Source organism: Nocardia sp. CA-129566 (assembly GCF_050956075.1).
Lineage (GTDB): Bacteria > Actinomycetota > Actinomycetes > Mycobacteriales > Mycobacteriaceae > Nocardia.
The window spans coordinates 1440562-1464854 of sequence record NZ_CP192085.1 but is presented as its reverse complement, the minus strand read 5'-3'; the positions used below and the strand labels follow the sequence as shown (position 1 = coordinate 1464854).

Below are 24293 nucleotides of genomic sequence, written 5' to 3'. Positions count from 1 at the left end.
TCAGGCGCCACCCCGAGATCGATGCCGCAAATTAGCCACAACCAGCAACATCGAGCCTTAACCTCAGTCATGCGCGCTTGCTATTTTTCCCGACTCGCTTAGGTAAGGCTTGCTTAAGTAATCCAGAGGCGCTAGCTTCGCAGATCGAATCGTCACAACCCCACTTTTCGACCGATGCGAAGAAGGGATTCCTGGTGAAAGGCGTTCTATCCGAACGTAAGACGCTTCACCCACTGGAAATCGAACGCCGCGAGCTGCCGACCGCCGCCGGATATGCGGTACGCGCGCTCGCCCGTGAGATATGTATCACATTCGACTCCCGGCCCGATGCCGCCGCGGATACCGCGCGCACGCTGACCGATCCGGCATTGCTCGAGCAAATCGATGCCCGCGTCGGCGAGTTGCCCGGTGCGGTGCGCGTCGCCATACGCCCGCCCGCCACCGCCGCCGGTGCCACCATCGTCGGCGCAGTGCCGTTGACCGATGCCGAATTCGGCCCGACACCGCCGAGTTGGGTCGAGGCGGCCCGCTGGAGCGGTGACGCCGAACGTCGCGCGAGCTCATTCGAACTCGATGTCGTCATGCTGCTGCTCGCCCGCAGCGCGGGTGAACCGTTCGGCTGGCGGGGCCAGCAGGGCGGACGTCTGGTCAACAACATCCTGCCCTCCCCCGGCCACGAGCACGAACAGTCGGGTGCGAGCAGTAAAACCCTGCTCAGCCCGCATACCGAGGACGCATTCCACCCGGACCGGGCCAATCTGCTGATGCTGGCGTGCCTGCGCAACCCGGACCAGGTCGGCACCACCGTCTCCTCGGTGCGCCGGACCGAGCTCTCCGCGGACGAGCGCCGACTACTGCGCGCGCCGACGCTGCCGATCCTGCCCGACGTCTCCTACGGCACCGGCCACGAGCGCTACCGCGCCACCCCGCTGCCGACCCTGTGGAATGCCGAATCAACCGATGACACTGCGGATTTGACGCTGCGCTACGATCCGGCATACACCCCGCTCGCCGATGCCGACGCGGAATTCCGGCTGGCCTATGCGCGCCTCACCGCGGAGCTAGAGCGCGTCTGCGTAACCGCCGCGCTCGCCCCTGGCGAACTCCTATTGGTGGACAACGACGTCGCGGTGCACGGTCGGGTACCGTTCACCGCGCGCTACGACGGCACCGATCGCTGGCTCAAGCGCGTCAATATCCGCCTGCCCGAACGACAACGGCGGGCCGCCGAGGCCGACGAAGATGGTTATGGGCAACGGATCGTCGCCCCGTTCCGAGCGGTGAGCAACCCGCCCGCGAGCGCTGGTGTACCGGCCCGGGCCACCGCCCGGACCGCAGTGAGGCTGGATACGACACAACATGATCGAGGAACCGTTGAGCACTCGTGACCGGAGCACACCACTGCGCGTGCTGAGCCGCAGCGACCTCGCGGACGTGCCCATCACGCCCGCCGATGTGGTGCGCGCGGTGGAGGAGGCGTATCTCGCCTTTGCCGCAGGCGATTCGGATAATCCGCGCAAACTCAGCGTGGCGAATCCGGATGGCTGGTCGGTGGCCTATGCCATGCTCGGGCGCGACGGCCGCCGCCGCGTGGTCGCGATGAAGACCTCCTACAAATTCGATCCCGGCCACGACCGGAGCACCAAGCGCTACTACACGACCATCACGCTCTATGACGACACCACCGGCGCGCCGATCGCGATGATGGACTGCGCCAGGGTCGGCGCGCTGCGCACCCCCGCGGTTTCGGCGCTGCTCGTGCGCGAGACCGCGCGCCGCGGCGCGGAGAGCGTACTGCTGATCGGTACCGGCACTCAGGGCCGAAATGCCCTGCCGCACTTGCTCGCCGCCAATCCGCAGCTGCGCAAGCTGATGCTCTATGGCACCCATCCCGAGGGCCTGACGGCGGTGCGCGACTATCTCGCCGCATACAATCCGCACGCGCTGCTGGAGACCGTCGAGGATCCGCGCGCGGCGGCCGGCGCCGCCGATGTGGTGCTGGCGACCGCGGGGCCGGGCACCGAGGTCGCGATCGAATCCGAGGATCTCGCACCGGGATCGACCGTCGTACTCGTCGGCTACGGACTGGCGCCCTCCACACTGGTCGACGCCGATCGCGTCGTCGCGACCAGCGCTGAGCAAATGACGCTGACCGGCACCGATATGGTCGGCCCCGACGGCAGGCTGCGACCGGTCGATGCCGAGCTGCCGCAGATCCTCACCCGCCACGCGATCGCCCGGCGCTCCGACGACGAACGGATCTTCGTCTACAACAGCGGGTTGGTGCTCACCGATATCGCCGTCGCGCACGCACTCGCCGAACGGGCCATTGCCGAGGGACGCGGCACGGAGGTGCCCCTATGGGACTAGACATCAGCGCCGTCGAGTTCGACAAGACGGTGCCCACCCTCGGCACCGCCGAACCCGACGGGACGCTGCTGTTCGACGACGGCTCGACCCGCGACAAGATCAAGCTGGACGATCACCCCACGAAGACAACCGGATCCGCGGATCCGGCCGTGCTGGCAACGGTGCGGGCACTGCTGAACATCTGCGCGACCCCGCTGCCCGCGCACACCGATAACTGGGAGCGCCGGTTACTCGCCGATCCGAATCTGCTCGGCGATATCGCCTTTGCGATCGGCGGACCGTTCCATGTCATGTCCCCGGCGCGAGTCGCGATGAATATCAACGGATTCCGGCAGGCGTTCGAGCGGGCCGGGGTGGATGGCGCGGTCTACTACGGCAAGAAGGCGAACAAGGCGGCCTGCGTTGCCCGTGCCTGCGCCGAAAATGGTGCGGGCGTGGATGTTTCGAGCGTCGGTGAGCTGACGGCGGCGCTGTCGCAGGGTATTCGCGGTGACGAGCTGATGGTGACCGGACCCGCCAAATCCGATGATCTGCTGTGGCTGGCGGTCCGGCACGGCGCAGTGATCGCGATGGACAGTCTCGGCGAGCTCGAACGATTGGCCGCATTCAGCACTCCGGCCGCGGCGGCCCGCGTACTGCTCCGGGTGCTGCCCACTGGATCGGCCAGCCGATTCGGCATGACCGCGGACGAACTGGACCGCGCGACCTCGATGATCGGCGCTTCCGGCACGGTCGGTCACGAATCGATTCGCCTGCAGGGCTTCAGCTTCCATCTCTCCGGATACGACGCGATCGCCCGCGCCGAACAGGCCGACGACCTGATCGCCCGCTGCCTGGACGCGCGCACCCTCGGACATCCGGCCGACACCATCTCCATCGGTGGCGGATTCGGCGTCGACTATGTCGCGGCCACGGCCTGGTCCGAATTCACCGAATGCGCGAACCGGCAATGGTTTCACGCGGGCAAGTCCTTCGACTCGTACTACCCCTACCACTTCCCCGCGCCCGGCCCGGCCATGCTGACCGCGATTCTGGAGCACAACGCTTTGGCAACGCGGTTGCGCGACAACGACATCCGGCTCGCCATCGAGCCCGGCCGAGCACTGCTCGACCAGGCCGGATCCACCGTGTTCCGGGTACAGGGCAGCAAAACCCGCCACGCCGACGGGCACCCTTACCAATTGCTCACCGTGGACGGCACCAGTCTGAGCCTGTCCGAGCAGTGGTTCGACAGCGAGTATCTGCCCGATCCGATACTGTGGCCGCCGCGCCCCGGCGAGCCCACCCCGACCTGCGTCGGGGCGGCCAGCTGTCTGGAATCCGACATGCTCAGCTGGCGGCGCATCCCGCTGCCGCGGCGGGCCGAGGTCGGCGATCTGCTGATCTACCCGAATACCGCCGGTTACCAAATGGATTCGAATGAGTCGGCATTTCACGAACTGCCGATTCCGCCGAAGGTGGTCCTGCACGACACCGGCGATCGGCTCCGCTGGACCCTCGACGCCGGATGATCCGGCACCCTGCCAACCCACACCCTTACAGCCCCGAACGAGGAGACCTCCATGCCGCTCGTCACGCGCGTGACGGATCTGATCGGCCGCACCCCGCTGTTCGAACTGGCGACCACCGCGACCGGCACCCGGCTGCTGCTCAAGCTCGAGCAGTTCAATCCGACGGGTGCGGCCAAGATCAGGATGGCGCGCGCCATGGTGGACGATGCCGAGCGCCGAGGTTTGCTGAGCGTTGGCGGGCATATTATCGAGTCGACATCGGGGAACACCGGGCTCGGCCTCGCGGTAGTAGCTGCCGAACGTGGGTATCGCTTTACCGCCGTGGTCGATCACCACGCATGTAATGACAAGCTGCGCGCGATGCGGGCAATGGGTGCGGAACTGGTATTCGTCGCCGATGAGGGCGACGACAACCTGGCCACCTCGGCGCGGGAGGACCTGGCCGAGGCGATGGCCGCCGCGCAATCGGACGCGTACTTCACCGAACAGCACAACAATGACGCCAATGCGGTCGGCTACTACGCCGTCGCCGAGGAGTTGCTGGAGGATGTGGAACGCGTCGATATCCTGCTCTCCGCGGTGGGCACCGGAGGTTCGCTGTTCGGCACCGCGACCCGCCTGCGCCAACTCGGCTGCACTCCGCGGGTGGTCGGCGTGGAACCCGTCGGCTCGATCGCGTTCGGCGGGCCGGGCGGCCCCTACTGGCAGTCCGGCACCGGCACCCCGCCCGGTGCCACCATCGGCACCGCCGTCGACTACTCGCTGCTCGACGAGGGCGTCAAAGTTTCCGATATCGCGGCCTTCGCCACCGCCCGCGCCGTCGCGGCCGAACTCGGACTGATGATCGGCGGCTCCGCGGGCGGCTCCGTGCACGCCGCGCTGACCCGTCTCGAAGACTTCCCGCCCGGCTCGACCGTGGTCACCCTCGTCTGCGACGGCGGCGAGAAGTACCTGGATACCGTGTTCGACGACGACTGGATGAGCGAGCGCGACCTCCTCGACGCCGCCGCCGAACGCGAAGTGCTCGAGATGCTCCACCGCTACGCTCCGGCCGCGCGCCAACGGCAACTGGTCGAGGTGCGATGACGGACACGCGCGCCGCGCTCGGATGCGGGGCCATCGGGATGGCACCGGATGCGATCGGCAACGGTTGCGCAATGCGCCGTTCTCCTGAAATGACCATCACGCACTTAGGAGTCGGGAGGCAGCCCGTGACGATCGGTTCCGAGATTCGTCCGATGGAGTTCGAATGGTGAATCTATCCGCGTTCCGTGCCGACGGACGGCAGCTCACGGCGTTGGCGGCGCCGATCGCGCTGACGCAGTTGGCGCAGATCGCCGTGTCCACCACGAATATCGCGCTGATGGGCACGCTCGGTGTGCGTGCGGTCGCGGCGGGTGGGCTGGCGATGGTGCTGTTCAACCAGATTCGCACCATGTGCGTCGGGCTGATCACCGGGACCGGTAATCAGATCGCGGGCTCGGTGAGTGCGGCGGGTAAGCGTGGCGAGTCCGCGGATCGGGAGGTTCGCGACATCGTGCGGTCGAGCTTCCTGATCGCCACCGTCGCCGGAATCATCGGTGGTGCGGTGCTGGTCGGACTCGGCTGGGCGCTGCAATGGCTCGGTCAGGACGCCGGGGTGCTGGCCGATGCGCGACCGCTGATGATCGCCCTCGCGCCGGGACTGCTGCCCTGCCTGTGGTTCCAGGTGCTGCGCCAGTACACCGTCGGCATGCAACGCCCACAGGCGCTGCTTGTGGTCACCCTTGGCTCGGTGGCGCTGAATCTCGTACTGGCCCTTGCCTTCATCCACGGCTGGGCCGGGCTGCCCGCGCTGGGGCTGACCGGCATCGGCATCGCGACCTCACTGGTCTTCCTGCTCACCTTCGGCAGCTTCCTGGCGATGGTGCGCGCCGATGCCGAACTCGGCACCACCCTGCCGCTGCGGCCATGGCCGGTGCACACCCCGACCATCCGGGCCGAATTGAAGCTCGGCACGCCGATCGCACTCACCTACGGTTCCGAGGCGGGCATGTTCTCGGTGCTCGCCCTGGTGATGGGCAGTATCGGACCGGCCGCCCTGGCCGCACACAATGTCGTCTACCAGATCATCTACATCGTCTTCCAGATCGCGATCGGCCTGTCCCACGGCGCGTCCATCCTGGTCAGCCATGCCGTCGCCCGCGACGAATACGGCCACGCCCGCGCATCGGCCTGGCTGGCACTGCAGCATGCGGGCATTGTCGCCGCGGTCACCGGCGTGGTCTATATCGTCGCGCCCAAGCTCGTGCTGGGCCCCTTCCTCGAACCCGGTGACACCGCGACGATCGAATTGGCCCGCTCGCTGCTGCTCATCGGCATCGTGCTCCAATTCTTCGATGCCGCACAGAACATCGGCACCGGCCTGCTGCGCGGTCTGAAGGAGACCAAGGCGGGCTTCCGGCTGTCCCTGGTCGGCTACTGGCTCGTCGGCCTGCCCACCGCCCTCCTGCTCGCCTTCCCCCTCGGCCTCGGCGCCGCTGGGGTCTGGTGGGGCCTGACCGCGGGCCTGGCCACCACCGCCGCCCTCATGCTCCGCCGCTACTTCACCCTGCTCGACACCGCCGAACAAGCTCGCCCCCATCCCCTCCCCCAATCCCTGCCCACCCCCACCTGAGGGCCCCATCGAAGTCCGCGCCCGTGGTCGGGGTCCGCACCGCCGGTGCCGGACCCCGACCACGGGTGCGACTCGTGACCGCCCGCGGCGCGCCCGCCACGCACGGCGCACCATCACGCACACCCGCGCTCGCGCGAAATACCTCACTTTTCTCGGCATCCCTCCCCCTTTGTAGGCGTAGCCACCGGTGTGGACCCGACAGTGCTGCGACTCTCGACCACTCACCGCCAGCGCCGCCGCCCCGCTATCGCGCACGCCCGCGCTCACGCGAAATACCGCACTTTTCTCGGGGTTTGCAGCACTTACGACGGCCCCGCACGGGTGCGGATCCCGACAAGGGGTGCAGCTACGAGGCTTTTGGATGGGCGGCGGAAAGTGTTGCGCAGCAACCTGATAGCGTGCCGGAATGCGGCAGAGCCTGGCATTGAGTTGTGAGCGGGTCTCCGCTGAACTGCTGGACCATTTCGACGGCGTCGGCATGGTGCGCGGCGAGTACGTATTCCGCGCCGCCGGGAAATACCCGACGCCCGAATCCGTTTCGGGTTATCTGGTGCCCTATCTGCGCCATATCGCCAAACGCGCGACCGGAACCATCTGGTATCGCACCATGGAGGCCGATACCGCCGAATGCAACATCCTCGACGGCGTCGAAGAGATCATCATCGAGCCGAACAAACTTCTCGGCCTGCGCGGCATTCGCCGGGCCCGCCGCTTTCCCGACGCATTCGTCGCGGAACTCGAGGGCATCGCGCAGGTGCGCGACGAGGGCGCGGATATCGGCGTGCTGTTCCCCTTCGTCACCTATGTCGACGAATTGCAGTGGGCCATCGAGCAAACCAGGGCCGTTATCGGCGAGTGCCCGATGGCCACCATGATCGAGATCCCGTCACTGCTGCTCGAGGTCGATCGCGTTGTCACCACCGGGGTGTCACGAGTGGTGATCGGCTGCAACGATCTGTCCTCGCTGTTACTCGGCCAAGACCGCGCCACACTGCGACCGGTGCGCCCCGTTCCGCCGCTGCTGCGCGCGATCGAACGGGTCACCATGGTGGCCGCGGCCGCGGGCGTGCGGACCGCGGTGGCGGGCTATCTGCATCCGGACCTGGTCGCGGCCTGTGCCAACCTCGGCGTCGACGAATGCGTACTGCACTACTCCGACCTCCCCGAACTGCTGGGTGACCAGTTCGCCGAGCTGCCGGATCTGGATGTGCTGCAAGCGATCAAGCGCAAGACCCGCGCCGCGATCGCGGTGTTCGAGGCCGAGCGGGCGGCCGGCTCCGATCCCGACCACCCGCAGGCCTATCAGACGTTGACGCCGTAATCGCGGGCGATACCCGCGAGTCCGGAGGCATATCCCTGACCGATGGCGCGGAACTTCCACTCGTTGCCGTACCGGTACAACTCCCCGAACACCATGGCGGTCTCGGTGGACGCATCCTCGGTGAGGTCGTACCGGGCCAGCTCGGCGCCCGTGGTCGCGTCCACCACGCGAATGTAGGCATTGCGGATCTGCCCGAACGACTGTCCCCGCGCATCGGCGTCGTGAATGGAGACCGGAAAGAAGATATTGGTGATCGCCGGTGGCGTCGCCGCCAGGTCGACATTGATCACCTCGTCATCGCCTTCGCCCTCGCCGGTGAGATTGTCACCGGTGTGCTCGATCGTGCCCTCGGGCGAGCGCAGATTGTTATAGAACACGAAGTGCTGATCGGAGAGCACCCGCTGATTCGACCCGGTGGCGAGCGCACTCGCATCGAGGTCGTAGTCGGCCCCGGTGGTCGTTCGCACATCCCAGCCCAGACCCACCGCTACCTTGGTGAGGTTGGCCGCCTGCTTCGACAGCGAGACATTTCCGCCTTTGGCCAATGTGACGCTCATGATCCCCTTCCATTCGACGCGTTCGCGCCGCCTTTCACCTTCACGATTATTACTCTGTCCCGGACATGTTGCGCCGGTTCAGTTCTGGTCGGCCGATCCTTTCGAGCGACCTGCAAGCAGTCGTCAGCGGCCTGGTCGAATGACTATGAGCAGTCGCCAGCGGCACCTTTTCGAGCGACCCGCGAGCGGTTGCTAATCAGCCCACGCACGCAGCGTCCGCACGCGCCCTTCGAGCGCATGCAGTTCGCTCGCATCGAGCACGGTGCGCTCGATACCGTTCGCCACCGCGAATGCCGACTGCCGGTGATCGTCGATCACCTCGACATCGATCCGCACCGCCACATAGTCTGTCGCGCCGGGCATTTCCTCGGCGATGACCTGCGCCCGACCCCGCGCGCACAGCGCGACGTTGCCGCCGCCGAGAATCAGCAGGGCGACATCGGGCCGCTCCCGCAACCGGGCCAGCGAACCGCGATCGAATTTGAGGCTGATCAGAATCCGCCGGTCACCCGCGCGCACCGGCCAGGAGACCGGGATCGCATGTGGCGCTGGATCGGTGGTGACCAACACCGCGATCGTCTCCTGGGGCCATTCCGGGAGCACGTCCAGTTCAGGATGATCGGTCGAGTGGTCTTGACGTTGCACAGGGCTGGCTCCGGCTGCCATCTTCGTCACCTCATGGATCGCGGCAACGCGGCGGGCTGTGCCGCGTCGGTTGCAAGTCTAAGGTGCTGTGTCCCTTGTCCGCTGGCGCTGCGACCTTTGTCCGAAGTGCTCTCAGGCACCTCTCAGGACACCAGTGCGGCGGCGCTGGAGATGGGCAGGGCCTTGGCCCAGTCACGGGCCATATCCCTGACGCGAATCTCCGATGACGCGTCATGTCGACCGTGCGCGCCGATCTGGGCGGCTCCGCGGGCCGTGAGCAGTTCGGCGGCGATCTCACCGCCGCGATTGAAGGTGTCGCCGTAGACCGAGTCGCCGAGGCCGAAGACCGCGAACTTCAGTCCCGTGAGGTCCGGCTTGCGGGCCGCGAGCGCGTCGAAGAAGGGTTCGGCGCCGGTCGGCAAGTCGCCGTCGCCATAGGTCGAGCAGATGACGACGTGGAAGTCACCGATGTCCAGATCGTCGATATCGAAGTCGGTCATATCGTGGACCGAGACGTCGTGGGCAGCCGCCAGCTCACCCGCCACGCACTCCGCGGCGGCCTCGGCCGTGCCCATCTCCGAACCGAACAGAATGACCACCCGCACTTCCGCGCTCCTTCCTCGGGGGATTATACGGTAAGGCTACCCTAATTTCATCGGGACAATCGTACCCAGCAGGCCGTCCGGGACACCAGCCCTCGCGTCCGGATTGACGGGTCGACACGGTCGATGCATCATTTCTGACAGCACCCTGTTCATCAGGGACTTCTCCATCCGTCGGCCAATGACTGTCCGGCCCGGCGTGCTGTTTCCGATCACGCTCGGCCGCTGTGCCGTGCCCGAACCGACAGCACTCCCCACAAAGACGCGATGGCGTCCGGCCGTGAGTGAGGTGAGAACGACATGGTGTACCGATCGTCTGAGACTCGGCTGATCACTTCGTTCCTGCACTACGGCCTGGTCCCGAACTTCTGAATTCGGCCGCGCCGGGCGCGGCATCCGAGGACGGCGTCGATGGCGCCGCCCGGAGCACTGCCCGGGTTGTTGCGCGGTACCACGGGACATTCGACACAAATTCGGACGCGGAGCAGACACATGGTTGATATGGGGGCAATGGATTCCGGAGCGGTCGATATGGTCGCATGGCCGACGGCGGGCAATCTCGTCGTCTCGCCCGCGATGCTGGACGACCTGGGATATCTGCGGGGCGAGTTGGCGGCCGCGGAGGTGCCGTTCCTGCTCATCCGCGATAGCGAACATCGGCTCGCATTAGCGGCGGATGCGGCGCACCGGGCGATGGTGCGCCGGGTAACCGCCGCCGCGATCGCCACGGGTTTCGCCTGTAATGAAGTGCTGCACAACGTTCTCCGATTCAGTCGCGACGCCGATCCGGCGCATTACGTGGATCTCGAGCTGTGGGAATACCACGGCGACACCGTCGAATGCCCGCGCCCGAACGCCTTCACCCGCAATGTCTTCGATCTCGCCGATGTCGAGCGCACGGAAATCCGGCTGTTCGATCGCCATTGGCCGACGCTGACCGATATGTTCGCGCCGCAGCCGACCGATGTCGGATTCGATATCGATCTGGTGTTCTCCTGGGTGGACGGCTCCGATCCCGAATTCCGCACCCGCCGTGCGGGAATGCTGGCCCAGGTGGTGGTCGGCGAGGGCGATGACGCCGATGCCAGAATCCGCCAGATCGATGAACTGAAGTACGCCCTGCGCTCGGTATACAAGAACGCGCCGTGGATCCGCCGGGTCTTCATCGCCACCGACTCGCCGGTGCCGCACTGGCTCGACGAGCATCCGCGGGTGACGGTGGTGCGCGCAGTCGATCACTTCAGCGATACCAGCGGGCTGCCAACCTTCAATTCCCATGCGGTGGAATGCCAACTGCAGCATATCGATGGACTCAGCGAGCACTTCCTGTATTCCAACGACGATATGTTCTTCGCGCGGCCGGTGCGCCCGTCTACGTTCTTCAGCCCCGCCGGGGTGAGCCGGTTCGTCGAGGCGGGTACCCGGATCGGGCCGGGCCGAAATAACGAGCGGCGCAGCGGTTTCGAGAATGCCGCGCGGGTGAATCGGGAAGTGCTGGCCGGGCGGTTCGGACATGTCATCACCCGGCATCTGGAGCACACCCCGGTTCCATTGCGACGCAGCGTATTACTCGAGATGGAGCAGGAATTCGCGGCCGATTTCGCGCGTACGCGGGCCAGCAGATTCCGGGCGGCCACCGATATCTCGGTGACCAACTCGCTGTATCACTATTACGCGATGCTGACCGGACGGGCCGTGCCCCAGGAGATGGTGCGGATGCGCTATGTCGACACCACCAGCCAACGCGGGCTCGCGCTGCTCGCCGGACTCGCCGAACAACGCGACGTCGACTTCTTCTGCCTCAATGACGGCAGCTTCCCCGAGGTCGCCGAGGCGGACCGGGTGCGCGCGGTCTCAGAGTTCCTGTCCGGCTACTTCCCGAACCGCGCGCCATGGGAACGGGTCAGTGCACGGCCTCGTCATCAGATTCCGGACTCTGCTCCGGGCGCCGGATAACTCGTGGAATGCGGGCGGCGGGCGGGATCACGATGCCCTCCTCGGCCAGCTTGCGCGCCGCCTCCTCCCGGGTGGCCGGGGAGCCGACGGTCGGGCCGCGATCGATCGGGACCACCGAGTGGACGATGGTGTCCGGGTAGATGTGCACGTAGTTGAAGGCCTGCGCGCCGTCGCGGCCGCGCAGGCCGCCCTCGGCGACGGCCAGATCCTGGCTGTAGCAGGTCGCCGAGGCCACCGAAACCGGAATGCCCGCGAAGGTGGCGCTGGTCGAAAAGTGCAGGTGCCCAGCCAGAATCGCGCGCACATCGCTGCCGTCGAGCACATCGGCCAGCCTGCGCTGATCACGTAATTCCACGGTCACCGCGAGGTCGAGCACGCAGGGCACCGGTGGGTGGTGCATGGCCAGGATCGTGCCGAACGGGGCGGGTTCGGCCAGCACCGAGCGCAGCCAGGCCAACTGCTCGTCGCGGATCTCGCCATAGTGGTGGCCGGGAACGGTGGTGTCCAAGGCGATGATCCGCAGACCGTCGATCATGTGCACCCGGTCCAGTGGCTTCGTCGACGGGTGCTCACCGAGCAGGGTCCGGCGCAGCTCACCGCGATCGTCATGATTGCCGGTGACCCACACGATGGGCGCGCGCAATTGGCGCGCGAAAGGCTCGACCATGGCGCGCAACTTCGCGTAGGCGTCCGGTTCGCCCTGATCGGTGAGGTCACCGGTGAATACCAGCGCGGTGGGCCGGATCCGGCTGGCCGCAGCCTGGTCGAGCAACTGTCGCAATCGCTGATCGGCGTCCACATCGCCATAGAGCGCGCCGTCGCCGCCGATCAAATGGGTATCGCTGAAATGGAACAGCACGTGATTCGGTCGCGGGTGCTCCGCGACTCTGCTGATGGGCACCGAACCGAACGTCCTTCCCCGGCGGATTTGCCCGCCATTGGCTTCGGGTTCCATCGCCAGGATAGCGAAGACCTATTGACAGGCTTCCCGACGCACGGTGACAACATGCTTGCGGGTAGATGAGAGTTCGGTGTCGATCACCCTATGGCATCCCCAGAGCAACCTGCGGCACGCCAGCGTATTCCGATCCCGCACAATGGCTCGCATCCGAAGGAGGGTGGCGATCTCAGCGCGTGCCGAGGGCGTCGGCGGTGCGCAGGGCGTCGAGGACCATTGGTGCGTCGACGGTGAAGGGCTCGTTGTGGATGGTTTCGCCGGGGGCGATGGCGCGTTCGGCGATCGCGGTCAGGATGCGGGGATCGGCGTCGGCCAGGCCGAGTGCGGCGAAGGTGGTCGGCAGGCCGACCGTTGTGCAGAATTCGAGGACCGTTGAAATCTCTGCGGCGGGTGCGCCTTCCAGTACCAGTTGGGTGAGTACGCCGAAGGCGACCTTTTCGCCGTGTAGGTAGGGGTGGGTTTGTGGGGCGGCGGTGAGGCCATTGTGGATGGCGTGGGCGGCGGCGAGGCCGCAGGATTCGAAGCCGATGCCGGAGAGCAGGGTATTCGCCTCGACTATGCGCTCGAGTGCCGCAGTGACGGTGTGGTTGCGGACCGCGGTCAGGGCTTGGGATCCGTCGGCGAGCAGGGTGCGGTAGCAGAGTTCGGCCAATGCGGTGGCGCTGCGGGTGGAGGCACCGCCGCGCATATTCCGCACCCGTGCGGCACTGCAGGTCCGCGCCTCGAACCAAGTCGCCAGCGCATCACCCATCCCCGCAGTGAGCAGCCGAGCCGGAGCCTGCGCAATGGCGGAGGTATCCACCAGCACCATCGCCGGATTCCGCCGCACCAACTGATAAGCCTCGAATTCCCCACTGTCGGTGTAGATCACCGACAATGCACTGCACGGCGCATCACTGGACGCCGCCGTCGGACAGCTGATCATCGGCAGATCCAGATCATCGGCCACCGCCCGCGCCGTATCGAGCACCTTGCCGCCCCCCGCCCCCAACACCACGGTGCTCCCACTGTCCTGCACCGCCGCGGTCACCCGCGCGATCTCCGCCCGACTGCACTCACCCCCGGACCGATGCACCGAATACTCGATCTTCGCCTCGGTAAGCGACTCCCGCCAGGTATCGGCCAACAACCGATACGCACTACCCCCCGCCACAATCGTCACCGGCCCCCCGATCCCCAACCGTGTCATCTCCGCCCCTAGCACCGCAGTAGCATCCCGCCCCTGTACGTAATGCCCCGGCGAAGAGAACACGCTCAGCATCTGCCATCTCCTGATCCCGGACACCCACCAGTAGCGCCGAATCACGCGCACCACCGCTGCCCGACAGCCGTTCTGATATCGCAACGCTACGCGCCTCACATCCCGACCGGCCCCGGTTGAGCCACGCGGAATCGGCGCCATGGGGAAAGGGCTCGCTGCAGTTCCCTACTCGATAGACTGGCGGGGTGACCGCAGCCCACGATTACGAAGAGGTCCATCGTCTGGTGGATCGGATGTCGCCTGCTCAGGTGCGCCGATTGCGGCTACTGGTGACCGAGGATCCCGAGCTGACACCGGTCGCCCCTCCGACACAACCCGCCGATCACCCCGGTGAGCAGCCTCGCCGTCGGTCACTGGGGTTCATCGGCACACTCGATGCTGAGCCCGATCTAGCCGAGCAGTCCGCACAGTCTGTGCGGAAGGGCTTGGGCGGCGAGTGATCATCCTCGACACTGGACAATCGTCGCCGCGATCAATACACGTGACAACCGTCACGCAGAATGCGCCGAGCTGCTGCAGACAGCCGCAGGCCCACTCATCGTCCCTGCTCCGGTCTTGACCGAGGTCTGCTACTTGCTCGAGCAGCGCAGCGGAACTCACTCAGAAGCGCTATTCATCGCGGCGCTGCTCGATGACGACCTCGTGCTAGAGCCTTTGACTCATGCCGATCTGCGCCGGGTTCATGAGCTGATTCTCAAATATGCCGACTTTCCGTTGGGGGCCGTCGACGCATCTGTGGTCGCGATAGCCGAGCGCTTGGGGGCAGTCGACGTCGCGAGGCTGGATGTGGCACATTTCCGAGCGGTCAGGCCCCAACATGCGAAGGCGTTCAACCTGTTTCCCAGAGTCTAGGTCGCGCTACCGCAGCCAGTATTTGTACCAATCATCGGCTGACAGCGGGGCACGTTCGCCCCGCGCGGCCTCGGCGGCATCTTCCGCCGCGCGGATTTCGGAGGCGAAGGTCAGCGTTGCCTTGCGGAGGCGTTCTTCGGCGCTGTCCGTGCCGCCGAGGTGGATGACGCGCAGTTCGGCGGGGATGAGGTCTTCGGGCAGGCCCGCCTTGAGGCTGCGGGAGCGGATCTTTTCGGCGAGGGCGAGGGCGGGTTGGGCCATGGCTATGCCGTCGAGGCAGGAGCGGCGGGACTTTTCGGCGGATTTGCGTTCGTCCCAGGCCTTTTCCTGGGCGGCGATCTTTTCGGCGACGGTAGCCGCCGGATCGATGGGCTCGTCGGCGAGGTGGGGGCTGCGGTTGACGAGTTTGGCGACAAGCGCCGCGGCGACATCGTCGACGGTGAATTCGCCTGCGGCCTGGGCGATTCGGGAGTGGAACAAGACCTGCAGCAGCAGGTCGCCGAGTTCCTCCTTGATGGTTTCGGCATCGTTGTGCTGGATGGCGTCGAGGAGTTCGTAGGTTTCCTCGAGCAGGTAGGGGCGCAGCGAGTCGTGGGTCTGGGTTACCTCCCAGCCGCCGAACTTCCACAGGCGGTCCATGACCTCGACGGCTCCGGCCAGACCGGCCGCCACCACAGCGGCATCGGTGCGGCCGGATTCATCGGAGGCCGATCCTGCGTCCCGGCCCCCGTTGTCGGTTCGTCCGGAGTCGGCGTCGGTGGGACCGTTGCCGTTGGACTCCCGGTGATCGACGCCGTTCGCCTTACCCGCCGCGGCGGCATGTCGGGCGGCCCGCAGCACGGCCTCATCACGATCCGAACTCATCGAGCCGCGGCCTCGGTGGCAACCCGGAGTTCGACGAAGCCCTTCGGCTTTCCGTCCAACTGGAGCAGCAGGTCGGCCACGAATTGCAGCAGCACCAGATCGCGGACCCGGTCCGCACCGACACTGTCCTGCACCCGGGGCAGCGGCAACTGCACGACACCGCTGGCGGCGCGATAGCCCGCACTGGGATACAGACGCTTCAAACGCATCTGCCTGGAATCGGGCAGACTCAGCGGCGAAACCTTCAATGTGGTTCCGGTGACCGCGATTTCGGTGACCTCGTACTCCCGGGCGAGCAGCCGCAGCTTCGCCACCGAGACCAGCCTGCCGACCTCGACCGGCAGCGGTCCGTAGCGGTCAACGAGCTCCTCGACAACCGACTCCAGCGCCGGATGATCTTGTGCGGCGGCCAGCTTCCGATAGGCCTCCAGGCGAAGCCGGTCGCTGGTGATGTAGTCGGGCGGAATATGCGCGTCCACCGGGAGGTCGATGCGCACCTCCTTGACCTCCTCGGTGGTGATCGGCTTGCCATCAGCGGCGGCGCGATACGCCTCCACCGCCTCACCGACCAGTCGCACGTACAGATCGAACCCGACACCGGCCACGTGACCGGACTGCTCCGCGCCGAGCACATTTCCGGCACCGCGAATTTCGAGGTCCTTCATGGCAACGGCCATACCCGCACCGAGATCGGAGTTCTGTGAAATGGTGGCGAGCCGGTCGTAGGCCGTCTCGGTGAGCGGCTTCTCCGGCGGGTAGAGGAAATACGCGTACCCGCGCTCCCGGCTGCGGCCGACCCGGCCACGCAACTGGTGCAGCTGCGAAAGACCGAGGGCGTCGGCACGTTCCACGATCAAGGTATTCGCATTCGAGATATCGAGACCGGTTTCGATAATGGTCGTGCAGACCAGCACATCGAATTCACGCTCCCAGAAACCCTGCACGGTCTGTTCGAGCATGTCCTCGTTCATCTGGCCGTGCGCGACCACCACCCGCGCCTCGGGCACCAGATCCCGAATCCGCTTGGCCGCCTTGTCGATCGAAGACACCCGATTGTGCACATAGAAGACCTGGCCATCGCGCAGCAGTTCGCGCCGAATGGCCGCGGTGACCTGCTTGTCGTTGTAGCCGCCGACGTAGGTGAGCACCGGATGACGCTCCTCCGGCGGGGTAAGAATGGTCGACATCTCGCGGATGCCGGCCAGACTCATCTCCAGGGTGCGCGGAATCGGGGTGGCCGACATGGTCAGCACGTCCACGTGGGTGCGCAGCGCCTTGATGTGCTCCTTGTGCTCGACACCGAAGCGCTGTTCCTCGTCGACGACGACCAGGCCGAGATCCTTCCACCGCAAGCCGGTCTGCAGCAGGCGGTGGGTGCCGACCACGATATCGACGGAGCCCTCCGCCATCCCCTCCAGCACCGCACGGGATTCGGCCGGATCGGTAAAGCGCGACAGTCCCTTCACGGTCACCGGGAATCCGGCGACGCGTTCGGTGAAGGTCTGCAAATGCTGCTGCGCCAGTAGGGTTGTCGGCACCAGCACGACGACCTGCTTACCGTCCTGCACCGCCTTGAACGCGGCGCGCACCGCGATTTCGGTCTTGCCGTAGCCGACATCACCGCAGACCACGCGGTCCATCGGGACCGCCTTCTCCATATCCGATTTCACCTCGGCGATGGCGGTCATCTGGTCGACGGTTTCGGTGAACGCGAACGCGTCCTCCATCTCCTTCTGCCACGGACTGTCCGGACCGAACGCATGCCCCGGCGCGGCCTGGCGCGCCGCGTACAGCTGCACCAGTTCACCGGCGATCTCGCGAACCGCCTTGCGCGCCTTGCGTTTGGTATTCGCCCAGTCGGAGCCGCCGAGTTTGGACAGGCTCGGCATCTCGCCGCCCACATAGCGCGAGAGTTGATCGAGCGATTCCATCGGCACGAACAGGCGGTCGCCGGGCTGGCCGCGTTTGCCGGGTGCGTATTCGATGACGAGGTATTCGCGCCGGGCCCCGCCGACGGTGCGCTCGATCATCTCCACGAACCGGCCGATGCCGTGCTGATCGTGCACGACCATATCGCCCGCGCTCAGCGCCAGCGGGTCGACCTGGTTGCGGCGCTTGGCCGGAAGTCGCTTTCCCTCCGCCGGTGCGGTGACCCGGTTGCCGGTGAGGTCGGATTCGGCGACCACGACCAGCCCGGCGTCGTCGAAGATCAACCCGTCGTGCAGCGAACCACACAGCACACCGACCAGTCCGGGCGTCGGCTCGGCTGCGGCCGCCAATGCGGCGGCGGGCACCTCGGCATCGGCGAGCCGTTCCAGAATGCGTTGCGCCGTACCGTGACCCGCGACGACCACCACCGCGCGTCCGCCGGTGAGCACATGCGCGCGCAGTGACGCGAAGATCGTCGCCACCAGTTCATCGGAACCGCGCGCCGCCGGACCGGCCTGCACCGGCAATACCACCTCGGCGGGATCGCCGGATGTCAGCGGGCTCAGACTCCACCAGGGCAGGCCGTGCTGGTTTGCGCTGTCATGGATTTCGGGCAGCGCGCGGTAGCCGGAAGCGGCCAGATCGAGCCCGTGTCCGCCGAGTGGAGCCGCGCCACCGAAGGAAGCGGCGGTCCAGGAGGCCTCCAGGAATTCCTCGCCGGTACGCACCAAATCCGCCGCGCGCGTGCGGATCTTTTCCGGATCGCACAGCAGCACCTGGGTGCCGTCCGGCAAAACCTCGGTGAGCAGCCGCAATTCGCCGGGCTGGAGCACCGGGAGCAGCGCCTCCATACCCTCGACCGGAATGCCCTGGGCCAGCTTCTCCAACATCTCGACCAGCGCGGCATCGGCGGCATTCGCCGCCGCGACCTCGGCGGCGCGCTCGCGCACGGCCGGGGTGAGCAACAGTTCTCGACACGGCGGCGCTACGACCACATCCGCCGTCACATCGGTCAGCGACCGCTGGTCGGCCACCGCGAAGGGCCGCAGCTCGGTCACCTCATCGCCCCAGAACTCCACGCGCACCGGGTGATCCGCGGTCGGCGGGAAGATGTCGAGGATGCCGCCGCGCACGGCGAACTCACCGCGCTTGCCGACCATGTCGACCCGGGTATAGGCGAATTCGACCAGGCGCATGAGCAATTCGTCGAAATCGAATTCGGCGCCGACGCGCAGCACGATGGGCTCGATATCGCCGAGGCCCGCCGCCATCGGCTGCATCAGGGAACGAACGGTGGTCACCACGACGCGCAGCGCAACCGGGAACACCGAATCCGCGGGATGCGCGAGCCGCCGCAAAACCTGCAGCCTGCGTCCCACGGTGTCCGCACCCGGCGACAGCCGTTCATGCGGCAGCGTCTCCCAGGACGGGAACTGCGCGACCGCCGCGCCGAATATCTCCTCGAGTTCGACCGTCAGATCATCGGCCTCTCGCCCGGTCGCCGTCACCACCACCAGCGGCCGCTGCGCCGCGATGGTCGCCGCGACGAACGGTCGCACCGCCGACGGGCCGACCAACTCGACCGGCGACTTGCCGACCAGGTCAGCGACGGTTCGCATGGCGGAATCGGCCCCGGCCACCGCGGCCAGTCCCGCGAGAGGTGGACGGTGGGTGGGCATCGAACACTCCCTGAGCTCAGGTTGGTTTTCCGGATGGCCAACCGAGTCTAATCATCACTGCTCCCCCGCCTCCCCGAGCCTCTTGCCGGTCGTGGGTGGCACGTCAGTGTCGTCGGCACCGGACAACCTACCAATGCACGGTGACACCGTCGTCGCGTGGACCGTGCGGACCGACCTACGGGACGTAGCGGCGCAGGCGACGGGCGGCGAATTCGCGGAAGTAGGAGAGCTTCTCCTGCGGCACGATCGAGGGCAGCAGAAAGTACCAGGCCCGTTCCATTCGGGTCGCCATCTGATCCATGGAATCGGTGCCGACCGCGGTGATGTGCACGCCCGCGGTCATCTCCTGGAGCAGCAGGCCGATCACCTCGGCGTCCAGGTCGGCCTCCAGATCGCCCTGGGCAATGGCCCGCTCGGACAGAACTCGGTAGGTATCGCCCCAGGTCTTGGCGATATTGTCGCCCTGGGCGCCGCGATAGTCGCCGATCTGATGGGTCAGCTTGAGCATCGCGCCGACCATCGGATCGTTCATGGATAGGTCGGCGACGACATAGGTGATCCCGATACATGCCTCGAGTGCGGGCACTCTCGGATCGAAGAAGCCCTGGCAGGAACTGACCAGGCGCTCATTGCCCTGGTCGACCACGGCGCGCGCCAGTTCTTCCTTCGAACCGAAGTGAAAGTACAAGGCGCCCTTGGTCACGTTCGACTGCGCGATGATCTCGCTCAGGCTCGCATTCGCATATCCCAAGCGCAGAAAGACATCGGCAGCACCCGCAAGGACGGAATCGCGGGTGATCTCCGCGCGCGCTTGCCTAGCCATCAGATCCGCCTGTCATCCCTAAAACCAGCCATCCTGAAGTAGACCGACATCCCGAAGTAGACCGACTTACCGCCCGAACAGCACCCAGAGGATGGGTGAACCGTACCACCAGGTGGGCGCCCGCCAGCGAATTCGAGCATTCGGACGGGCATACTGCGCAATTCACTGGCTACCAATGCGGTCAGTCTCCCGTACCGGCGCGCCATTCCGAGCTGAGCTGCGGATGGGCTTCCAAATGACTGAGCCCGTTCCAGCACAGGTTGACCAGATGTGCCGCCACAACCTCTTTCGACGGTTTGCGCTCGTCCAACCACCAGGTCGCGGCGGTCGACACCATGCCGACCAGTGCCTGCGCGTACAGACCGGTCAGACTGGTATCGAATCCGCGGCGCTCGAAATCCCCGCCGAGGATATGCGCGACCTGATTGGTGGCCTCATTGAGCAGACTCGAGTAGCGCCCCTCGGCGGTGGCTGCAGGCTGGCCGCGCACCAGGATTCGGAATCCGTCGGTGCGTTCCTCGATATAGGTCAGCAGCGCGAGCGCGACCTGTTCGAGCCGGATCCGGGACCGATTCTGGGTCAGCGAGGAGGTGATCATATCCAGCAACATCGACATCTCGCGGTCGACGACCACCGCGTAGAGCCCCTCTTTGCCACCGAAATGTTCGTACACCACGGGTTTGGAGACCTGGGCCCGCTGCGCGATCTCCTCGATCGATGTCGCGTCGTACCCCCGCTCGGCGAACAACGCGCGACCGATCTCGATCAACTGCTGGCGCCGCTGCGTTCCCGTCATCCGCGGTCGGGACACCTTGGGCGGCTCACCCGAAGACACCGTGCTCCTCCGCCTCTCCGCGTCTCTTGCCGGTCGTCGAGCGCAACCAGGCTTTCGCTGCGGGCCGAAGGTCGCGTACGAGGCCGGGTTCTGGGCGTCCCCGACGAGTTACCCATGTACGTGCGAAATCAGTCGGCACCGTCCCAGACGTTATCAGTGGCGCACGGACCCAATTCCACCCGGGAGTTCGACGAATCGGCGGTCCGCATGCGAGGATTCATGCCGTGCCGCTGGCGCAGCGGCGGGTTCCGCAAGATCCGCCGGTGTGACAATCCGCCGTAGTGTAATGGCAGCACCTCTGATTTTGGTTCAGATAGTTCAGGTTCGAGTCCTGGCGGCGGAGCACATCGGCACGATGGCTTATCGTTGGCCGCGCACATCACTGGCACGATGACAGGCAGCCGAGGGAGATCCATGCCACAGCAGACCGCCGTCGTCGTTCTCGCAGCCGGTGCCGGGACGCGAATGCGGTCGAAGACTCCTAAAGTGCTGCATTCGCTGGCCGGTCGAAGCATGCTCGCGCACGCGCTGCATGCGGCCAACGAGATCGACCCCGCGTTCCTCATTACCGTGGTGGGGCACGACCGGGAACAAGTCGGCGCAGCGGTCGCCGACGTCGCCGCCGAACTGGGCCGCGACATCACCACCGCCATCCAGGAAGAACAGCTCGGTACCGGCCACGCGGTGCAGTGCGCGCTGGCGTCGGTTCCGGCGGATTTCACCGGTGACCTGCTGGTCACCTCCGCCGACGTGCCGCTGCTGGATGGGCACACCCTGTCCGCGCTGCTCGACGAGCACCGCAGTTATCCAGAACGCTCCGCGGTCACGGTGCTGACCTTCGTACCGGACGACCCGAACGGCTACGGCCGCATCGTCCGCAATGCCAAGGGCCAGGTCATCGAGATCGTCGAACACGCCGACGCCACCCCCGAGCAGTCGGCGATCACCGAGGTCAACTCGGGTGTCTACGCCTTCGACGCGGCGGTGCTGCGCACCATGATCGGACGCCTGTCCACCGCCAATGCCCAGCACGAGCTGTACCTGACCGACGTGCTGCGGCTGGCCCGCGAGGCCGGACATCCGGTGCACGGCGCCCGGCTGCTGGACGCGGCCAAGGTCACCGGCGTCAACGACCGGGTGCAGATGTCGGAGGCGGCGCGCACCCTCAACCGCTACATCCTGGAACGGCATATGCGCGCCGGGGTCACCATTATCGATCCCGCGACCACCTGGGTGGACGCGAGCGTGAAGATCGCCAGGGACGCCGAAATCCGGCCGGGTGTGCAATTGCTCGGCGGCACGGTAATCGGCGAGGACGCGGTCATCGGACCGGATTCCACGCTCACCGATGTGGTCGTCGGCGACGGCGCGCACGTTGTTCGCACCCACGGTGATCAGGCCGTGATCGGTCCCGGCGCGAATATCGGGCCGTTCAGCTATCTGCGTCCGGGCACCGTGGTCGGCGATTCCGGAAAGCTCGGCGCATTCGTCGAAACGAAGAACGCCTCGATCGGCGCGCACTCGAAAGTGCCGCACCTCACTTATGTCGGCGATGCCACCATCGGCGAGCACAGCAACATCGGTGCCTCGAGCGTCTTCGTCAATTACGACGGTGTTAAAAAACATCACACGGTTGTCGGCTCGCATGTGCGGACCGGCAGCGACACCATGTTCGTCGCACCGGTGACCGTGGGTGACGGCGCGTATACGGCGGCGGGTACTGTGCTGCGTAGAAGCGTTCCGCCGGGGGCTCTGGCGGTGTCGGGCGGACCGCAGAAAAACATTGAGGGCTGGGTGCAGCGACACCGTCCAGGGACGGACGCGGCGCGCGCGGCGGCGGAAGCCATCGCGGCCAAAGAGATGTCGGGTCAGGCAATCGAGCAAAAGGATGGCAAACAGCAGTGACCGCGTCATGGATCGACAACCAGAAGAACCTGATGCTCTTCTCGGGACGCGCTCATCCTGAGCTGGCCGAGCAGGTCGCCAAGGAACTCGACGTCCACGTCACTCCGCAGACCGCGCGCGACTTCGCCAACGGCGAGATCTTCGTCCGCTTCGAGGAATCCGTCCGCGGCTCGGATGCCTTTGTGCTGCAGAGCTTTCCGGCACCACTGAACCAGTGGCTGATGGAACAGCTCATCATGATCGACGCGCTCAAGCGCGGTTCGGCCAAGCGCATCACCGCGGTGCTGCCGTTCTACCCGTACGCACGCCAGGACAAGAAGCACCGCGGCCGCGAGCCCATCTCCGCCCGCCTCGTCGCCGATCTGCTGAAGACCGCCGGCGCGGACCGCATCATTACCGTCGACCTGCACACCGATCAGATCCAGGGCTTCTTCGACGGCCCGGTCGATCACATGCACGCCCAGCTGCAGCTGGCCGAATACGTGCGCAACAACTACAGCCTCGAGCACATCACCGTGGTCTCCCCCGACTCCGGTCGCGTGCGCGTCGCGGAGAAGTGGGCCGACTCGCTGGGCGGCTCGCCCCTGGCGTTCATCCACAAGACCCGCGACCCGCTGGTGCCCAACCAGATCAAGGCCAATCGCGTGGTCGGTGAGGTGGAGGGCCGCACCTGCATCCTGATCGACGACATGATCGACACCGGTGGCACCATCGCGGGCGCGGTCAACGTGCTCAAGGCGGCCGGTGCCGGTGACGTGGTCATCGCCGCGACACACGGTGTGCTCAGCGATCCGGCCGCCGAGCGCCTGGCCAGCTGTGGCGCCAAGGAGGTCGTGGTCACCAATACGCTGCCGATCAGCGAGGAGAAGAAGTTCCCGCAGCTGACCGTGCTGTCGATCGCGCCGCTGCTGGCGCGCACTATCCGCGAGGTCTTCGAGAACGGTTCGGTCACCGGACTTTTCAACGGCAACGCGTAGCGTCGCATACTTCGTCGCGGCTCGGACTGACGTCCGGGCCGCGACTTTTTTGTCTGCGCGAGCCGGGGGCAACCACTCGCGGTGCGGGATTCTGATCGTCGGGCCGCTTCGGCGTGGTACCCACGGGCAAGGCGAATTCGTCGGTAAATGGGCGGCTATCGCCAATGGTGCGGCGCTGGCGATCGCGCTCATCCTGGTCATCGCCTTTGTCGGGTTCCTCGGAGCGTTTGCCGATCGCCGCTCGCAACCATCGGATCCCTTTTATCACCCAGGTCACGGGGGATACTGGGGGTATGGACCGCGACCCACTCGACCTGGATATGGGGGACGACAGGCAGGAAGACGATATCCGCGCGTATCGGCGCAATATCGAGGATCCGCCCGATGACCTGCACATTCGCTATCGTGAGAACGAAGATGACGGCTGGCTCGGCATCGGCGAAGAACTCGAACAGGAGTGGAGCGCGCAGCAGCAGGCCGCCGAACTCGCCGAGGAGGACGAACGGCCCGCCGAGGCAGCAGCGATCGAGATCATCCGCGACATCGATCTGTAGCGCACCGCCCCGGCGTGGCACCGCGCAGCCGCCGACAT

Annotated in this window: 21 protein-coding genes and 1 tRNA gene; 13 read left to right on the top strand and 9 right to left on the bottom strand. The window is 66.2% G+C overall.

The features are described 5' to 3' along the window. Positions 1 to 194 precede the first annotated feature (194 nt). The 6 genes from ACQP0C_RS06670 (at position 195) to ACQP0C_RS06645 (ending at position 7858) form a co-directional block, all read left to right on the top strand. Positions 195 to 1388 carry a TauD/TfdA family dioxygenase gene (locus ACQP0C_RS06670; RefSeq protein WP_433731556.1) on the top strand — a complete coding sequence of 398 codons (1194 nt, stop codon included), beginning with the start codon at positions 195 to 197 and terminating at the stop codon, positions 1386 to 1388. Then, on the top strand, positions 1360 to 2370 hold the full coding sequence (locus ACQP0C_RS06665) for an ornithine cyclodeaminase family protein (protein ID WP_433731554.1): 1011 nt from the start codon (positions 1360 to 1362) through the stop codon (positions 2368 to 2370). Before ACQP0C_RS06670 ends, ACQP0C_RS06665 begins: the two co-directional genes overlap by 29 nt. Next, entirely contained in the window at positions 2361 to 3881 is a 1521-nt protein-coding gene (locus tag ACQP0C_RS06660; RefSeq protein ID WP_433731552.1) for a Y4yA family PLP-dependent enzyme, read from the top strand. Before ACQP0C_RS06665 ends, ACQP0C_RS06660 begins: the two co-directional genes overlap by 10 nt. Before the next feature lie 51 nt (positions 3882 to 3932). After that, positions 3933 to 4967, top strand: a complete 1035-nt coding sequence (locus tag ACQP0C_RS06655; RefSeq protein WP_433731549.1) for a PLP-dependent cysteine synthase family protein — start codon at positions 3933 to 3935, stop codon at positions 4965 to 4967. 163 nt (positions 4968 to 5130) lie between these two features. Next, the gene (locus tag ACQP0C_RS06650; protein WP_433731547.1) at positions 5131 to 6537 is read left to right on the top strand and encodes an MATE family efflux transporter; all 1407 of its coding nucleotides are present in this window, start codon (positions 5131 to 5133) and stop codon (positions 6535 to 6537) included. Between the two features lie 406 nt (positions 6538 to 6943). Beyond that, positions 6944 to 7858 carry a putative PEP-binding protein gene (locus ACQP0C_RS06645; RefSeq protein WP_433731545.1) on the top strand — a complete coding sequence of 305 codons (915 nt, stop codon included), beginning with the start codon at positions 6944 to 6946 and terminating at the stop codon, positions 7856 to 7858. Here ACQP0C_RS06645 and ACQP0C_RS06640 read toward each other — a convergent pair. The 3 genes from ACQP0C_RS06640 to ACQP0C_RS06630 all read right to left on the bottom strand — a co-directional run bounded on the left by ACQP0C_RS06640 (position 7840) and on the right by ACQP0C_RS06630 (position 9665). Then, entirely contained in the window at positions 7840 to 8415 is a 576-nt protein-coding gene (locus ACQP0C_RS06640) for a TerD family protein (protein ID WP_433731543.1), read from the bottom strand. The genes ACQP0C_RS06645 and ACQP0C_RS06640 overlap by 19 nt on opposite strands. A gap of 192 nt (positions 8416 to 8607) precedes the next feature. Then, on the bottom strand, positions 8608 to 9081 hold the full coding sequence (locus ACQP0C_RS06635) for a pyridoxamine 5'-phosphate oxidase family protein (protein ID WP_433731541.1): 474 nt from the start codon (positions 9079 to 9081) through the stop codon (positions 8608 to 8610). Between the two features lie 122 nt (positions 9082 to 9203). Next, positions 9204 to 9665, bottom strand: coding sequence for a flavodoxin domain-containing protein (locus tag ACQP0C_RS06630; RefSeq protein WP_433731539.1), 462 nt, complete (start codon positions 9663 to 9665; stop codon positions 9204 to 9206). A gap of 498 nt (positions 9666 to 10163) precedes the next feature. On the opposite strand from ACQP0C_RS06630, the gene ACQP0C_RS06625 reads away from it, so the two are divergent. Continuing rightward, positions 10164 to 11618, top strand: a complete 1455-nt coding sequence (locus ACQP0C_RS06625) for a stealth family protein (protein ID WP_433734456.1) — start codon at positions 10164 to 10166, stop codon at positions 11616 to 11618. On the opposite strand, the gene ACQP0C_RS06620 is transcribed toward ACQP0C_RS06625, so the two are convergent. Both ACQP0C_RS06620 and ACQP0C_RS06615 read right to left on the bottom strand, forming a co-directional pair. Continuing rightward, positions 11566 to 12573, bottom strand: a complete 1008-nt coding sequence (locus ACQP0C_RS06620) for a phosphodiesterase (RefSeq protein WP_433731537.1) — start codon at positions 12571 to 12573, stop codon at positions 11566 to 11568. The genes ACQP0C_RS06625 and ACQP0C_RS06620 overlap by 53 nt on opposite strands. Positions 12574 to 12745: 172 nt before the next feature. After that, positions 12746 to 13837 (bottom strand): glycerol dehydrogenase, encoded by a 1092-nt coding sequence (locus ACQP0C_RS06615; protein ID WP_433731535.1) that lies wholly within the window; start codon positions 13835 to 13837, stop codon positions 12746 to 12748. Between the two features lie 185 nt (positions 13838 to 14022). On the opposite strand from ACQP0C_RS06615, the gene ACQP0C_RS06610 reads away from it, so the two are divergent. Then, positions 14023 to 14277 (top strand): hypothetical protein, encoded by a 255-nt coding sequence (locus ACQP0C_RS06610; protein WP_433731533.1) that lies wholly within the window; start codon positions 14023 to 14025, stop codon positions 14275 to 14277. Beyond that, entirely contained in the window at positions 14249 to 14689 is a 441-nt protein-coding gene (locus ACQP0C_RS06605) for a type II toxin-antitoxin system VapC family toxin (RefSeq protein WP_433734455.1), read from the top strand. The genes ACQP0C_RS06610 and ACQP0C_RS06605 overlap by 29 nt, the downstream gene beginning before the upstream one ends. Before the next feature lie 6 nt (positions 14690 to 14695). Here the strand turns inward: ACQP0C_RS06605 and ACQP0C_RS06600 are convergent, their stop codons facing one another. The 4 genes from ACQP0C_RS06600 to ACQP0C_RS06585 all read right to left on the bottom strand — a co-directional run bounded on the left by ACQP0C_RS06600 (position 14696) and on the right by ACQP0C_RS06585 (position 20780). Then, positions 14696 to 15553 (bottom strand): MazG family protein, encoded by an 858-nt coding sequence (locus ACQP0C_RS06600; protein WP_433731531.1) that lies wholly within the window; start codon positions 15551 to 15553, stop codon positions 14696 to 14698. Beyond that, positions 15550 to 19101, bottom strand: coding sequence for a transcription-repair coupling factor (gene mfd, locus ACQP0C_RS06595; protein ID WP_433734454.1), 3552 nt, complete (start codon positions 19099 to 19101; stop codon positions 15550 to 15552). The genes ACQP0C_RS06600 and mfd overlap by 4 nt, the downstream gene beginning before the upstream one ends. Positions 19102 to 19336: 235 nt before the next feature. After that, a complete protein-coding gene (locus tag ACQP0C_RS06590; protein ID WP_433731529.1) occupies positions 19337 to 19984 on the bottom strand; it encodes a TetR family transcriptional regulator in 648 nt (215 codons plus the stop codon). 181 nt (positions 19985 to 20165) lie between these two features. Beyond that, positions 20166 to 20780: a TetR/AcrR family transcriptional regulator gene (locus ACQP0C_RS06585; RefSeq protein WP_433731527.1), complete on the bottom strand. Its 615-nt coding sequence runs from the start codon at positions 20778 to 20780 to the stop codon at positions 20166 to 20168. 311 nt (positions 20781 to 21091) lie between these two features. Between ACQP0C_RS06585 and ACQP0C_RS06580 the strand changes: the two genes are divergently transcribed. The 4 genes from ACQP0C_RS06580 (at position 21092) to ACQP0C_RS06565 (ending at position 24255) form a co-directional block, all read left to right on the top strand. Then, positions 21092 to 21162, top strand: a tRNA-Gln gene (locus ACQP0C_RS06580). Positions 21163 to 21233: 71 nt separating this feature from the next. Further along, positions 21234 to 22724 carry a bifunctional UDP-N-acetylglucosamine diphosphorylase/glucosamine-1-phosphate N-acetyltransferase GlmU gene (glmU, locus tag ACQP0C_RS06575; RefSeq protein ID WP_433731525.1) on the top strand — a complete coding sequence of 497 codons (1491 nt, stop codon included), beginning with the start codon at positions 21234 to 21236 and terminating at the stop codon, positions 22722 to 22724. Further along, positions 22721 to 23701, top strand: a complete 981-nt coding sequence (locus ACQP0C_RS06570; RefSeq protein ID WP_354951356.1) for a ribose-phosphate diphosphokinase — start codon at positions 22721 to 22723, stop codon at positions 23699 to 23701. Before glmU ends, ACQP0C_RS06570 begins: the two co-directional genes overlap by 4 nt. 293 nt (positions 23702 to 23994) lie before the next feature. After that, positions 23995 to 24255: a hypothetical protein gene (locus ACQP0C_RS06565; RefSeq protein ID WP_433731523.1), complete on the top strand. Its 261-nt coding sequence runs from the start codon at positions 23995 to 23997 to the stop codon at positions 24253 to 24255. Positions 24256 to 24293: the final 38 nt, after the last annotated feature.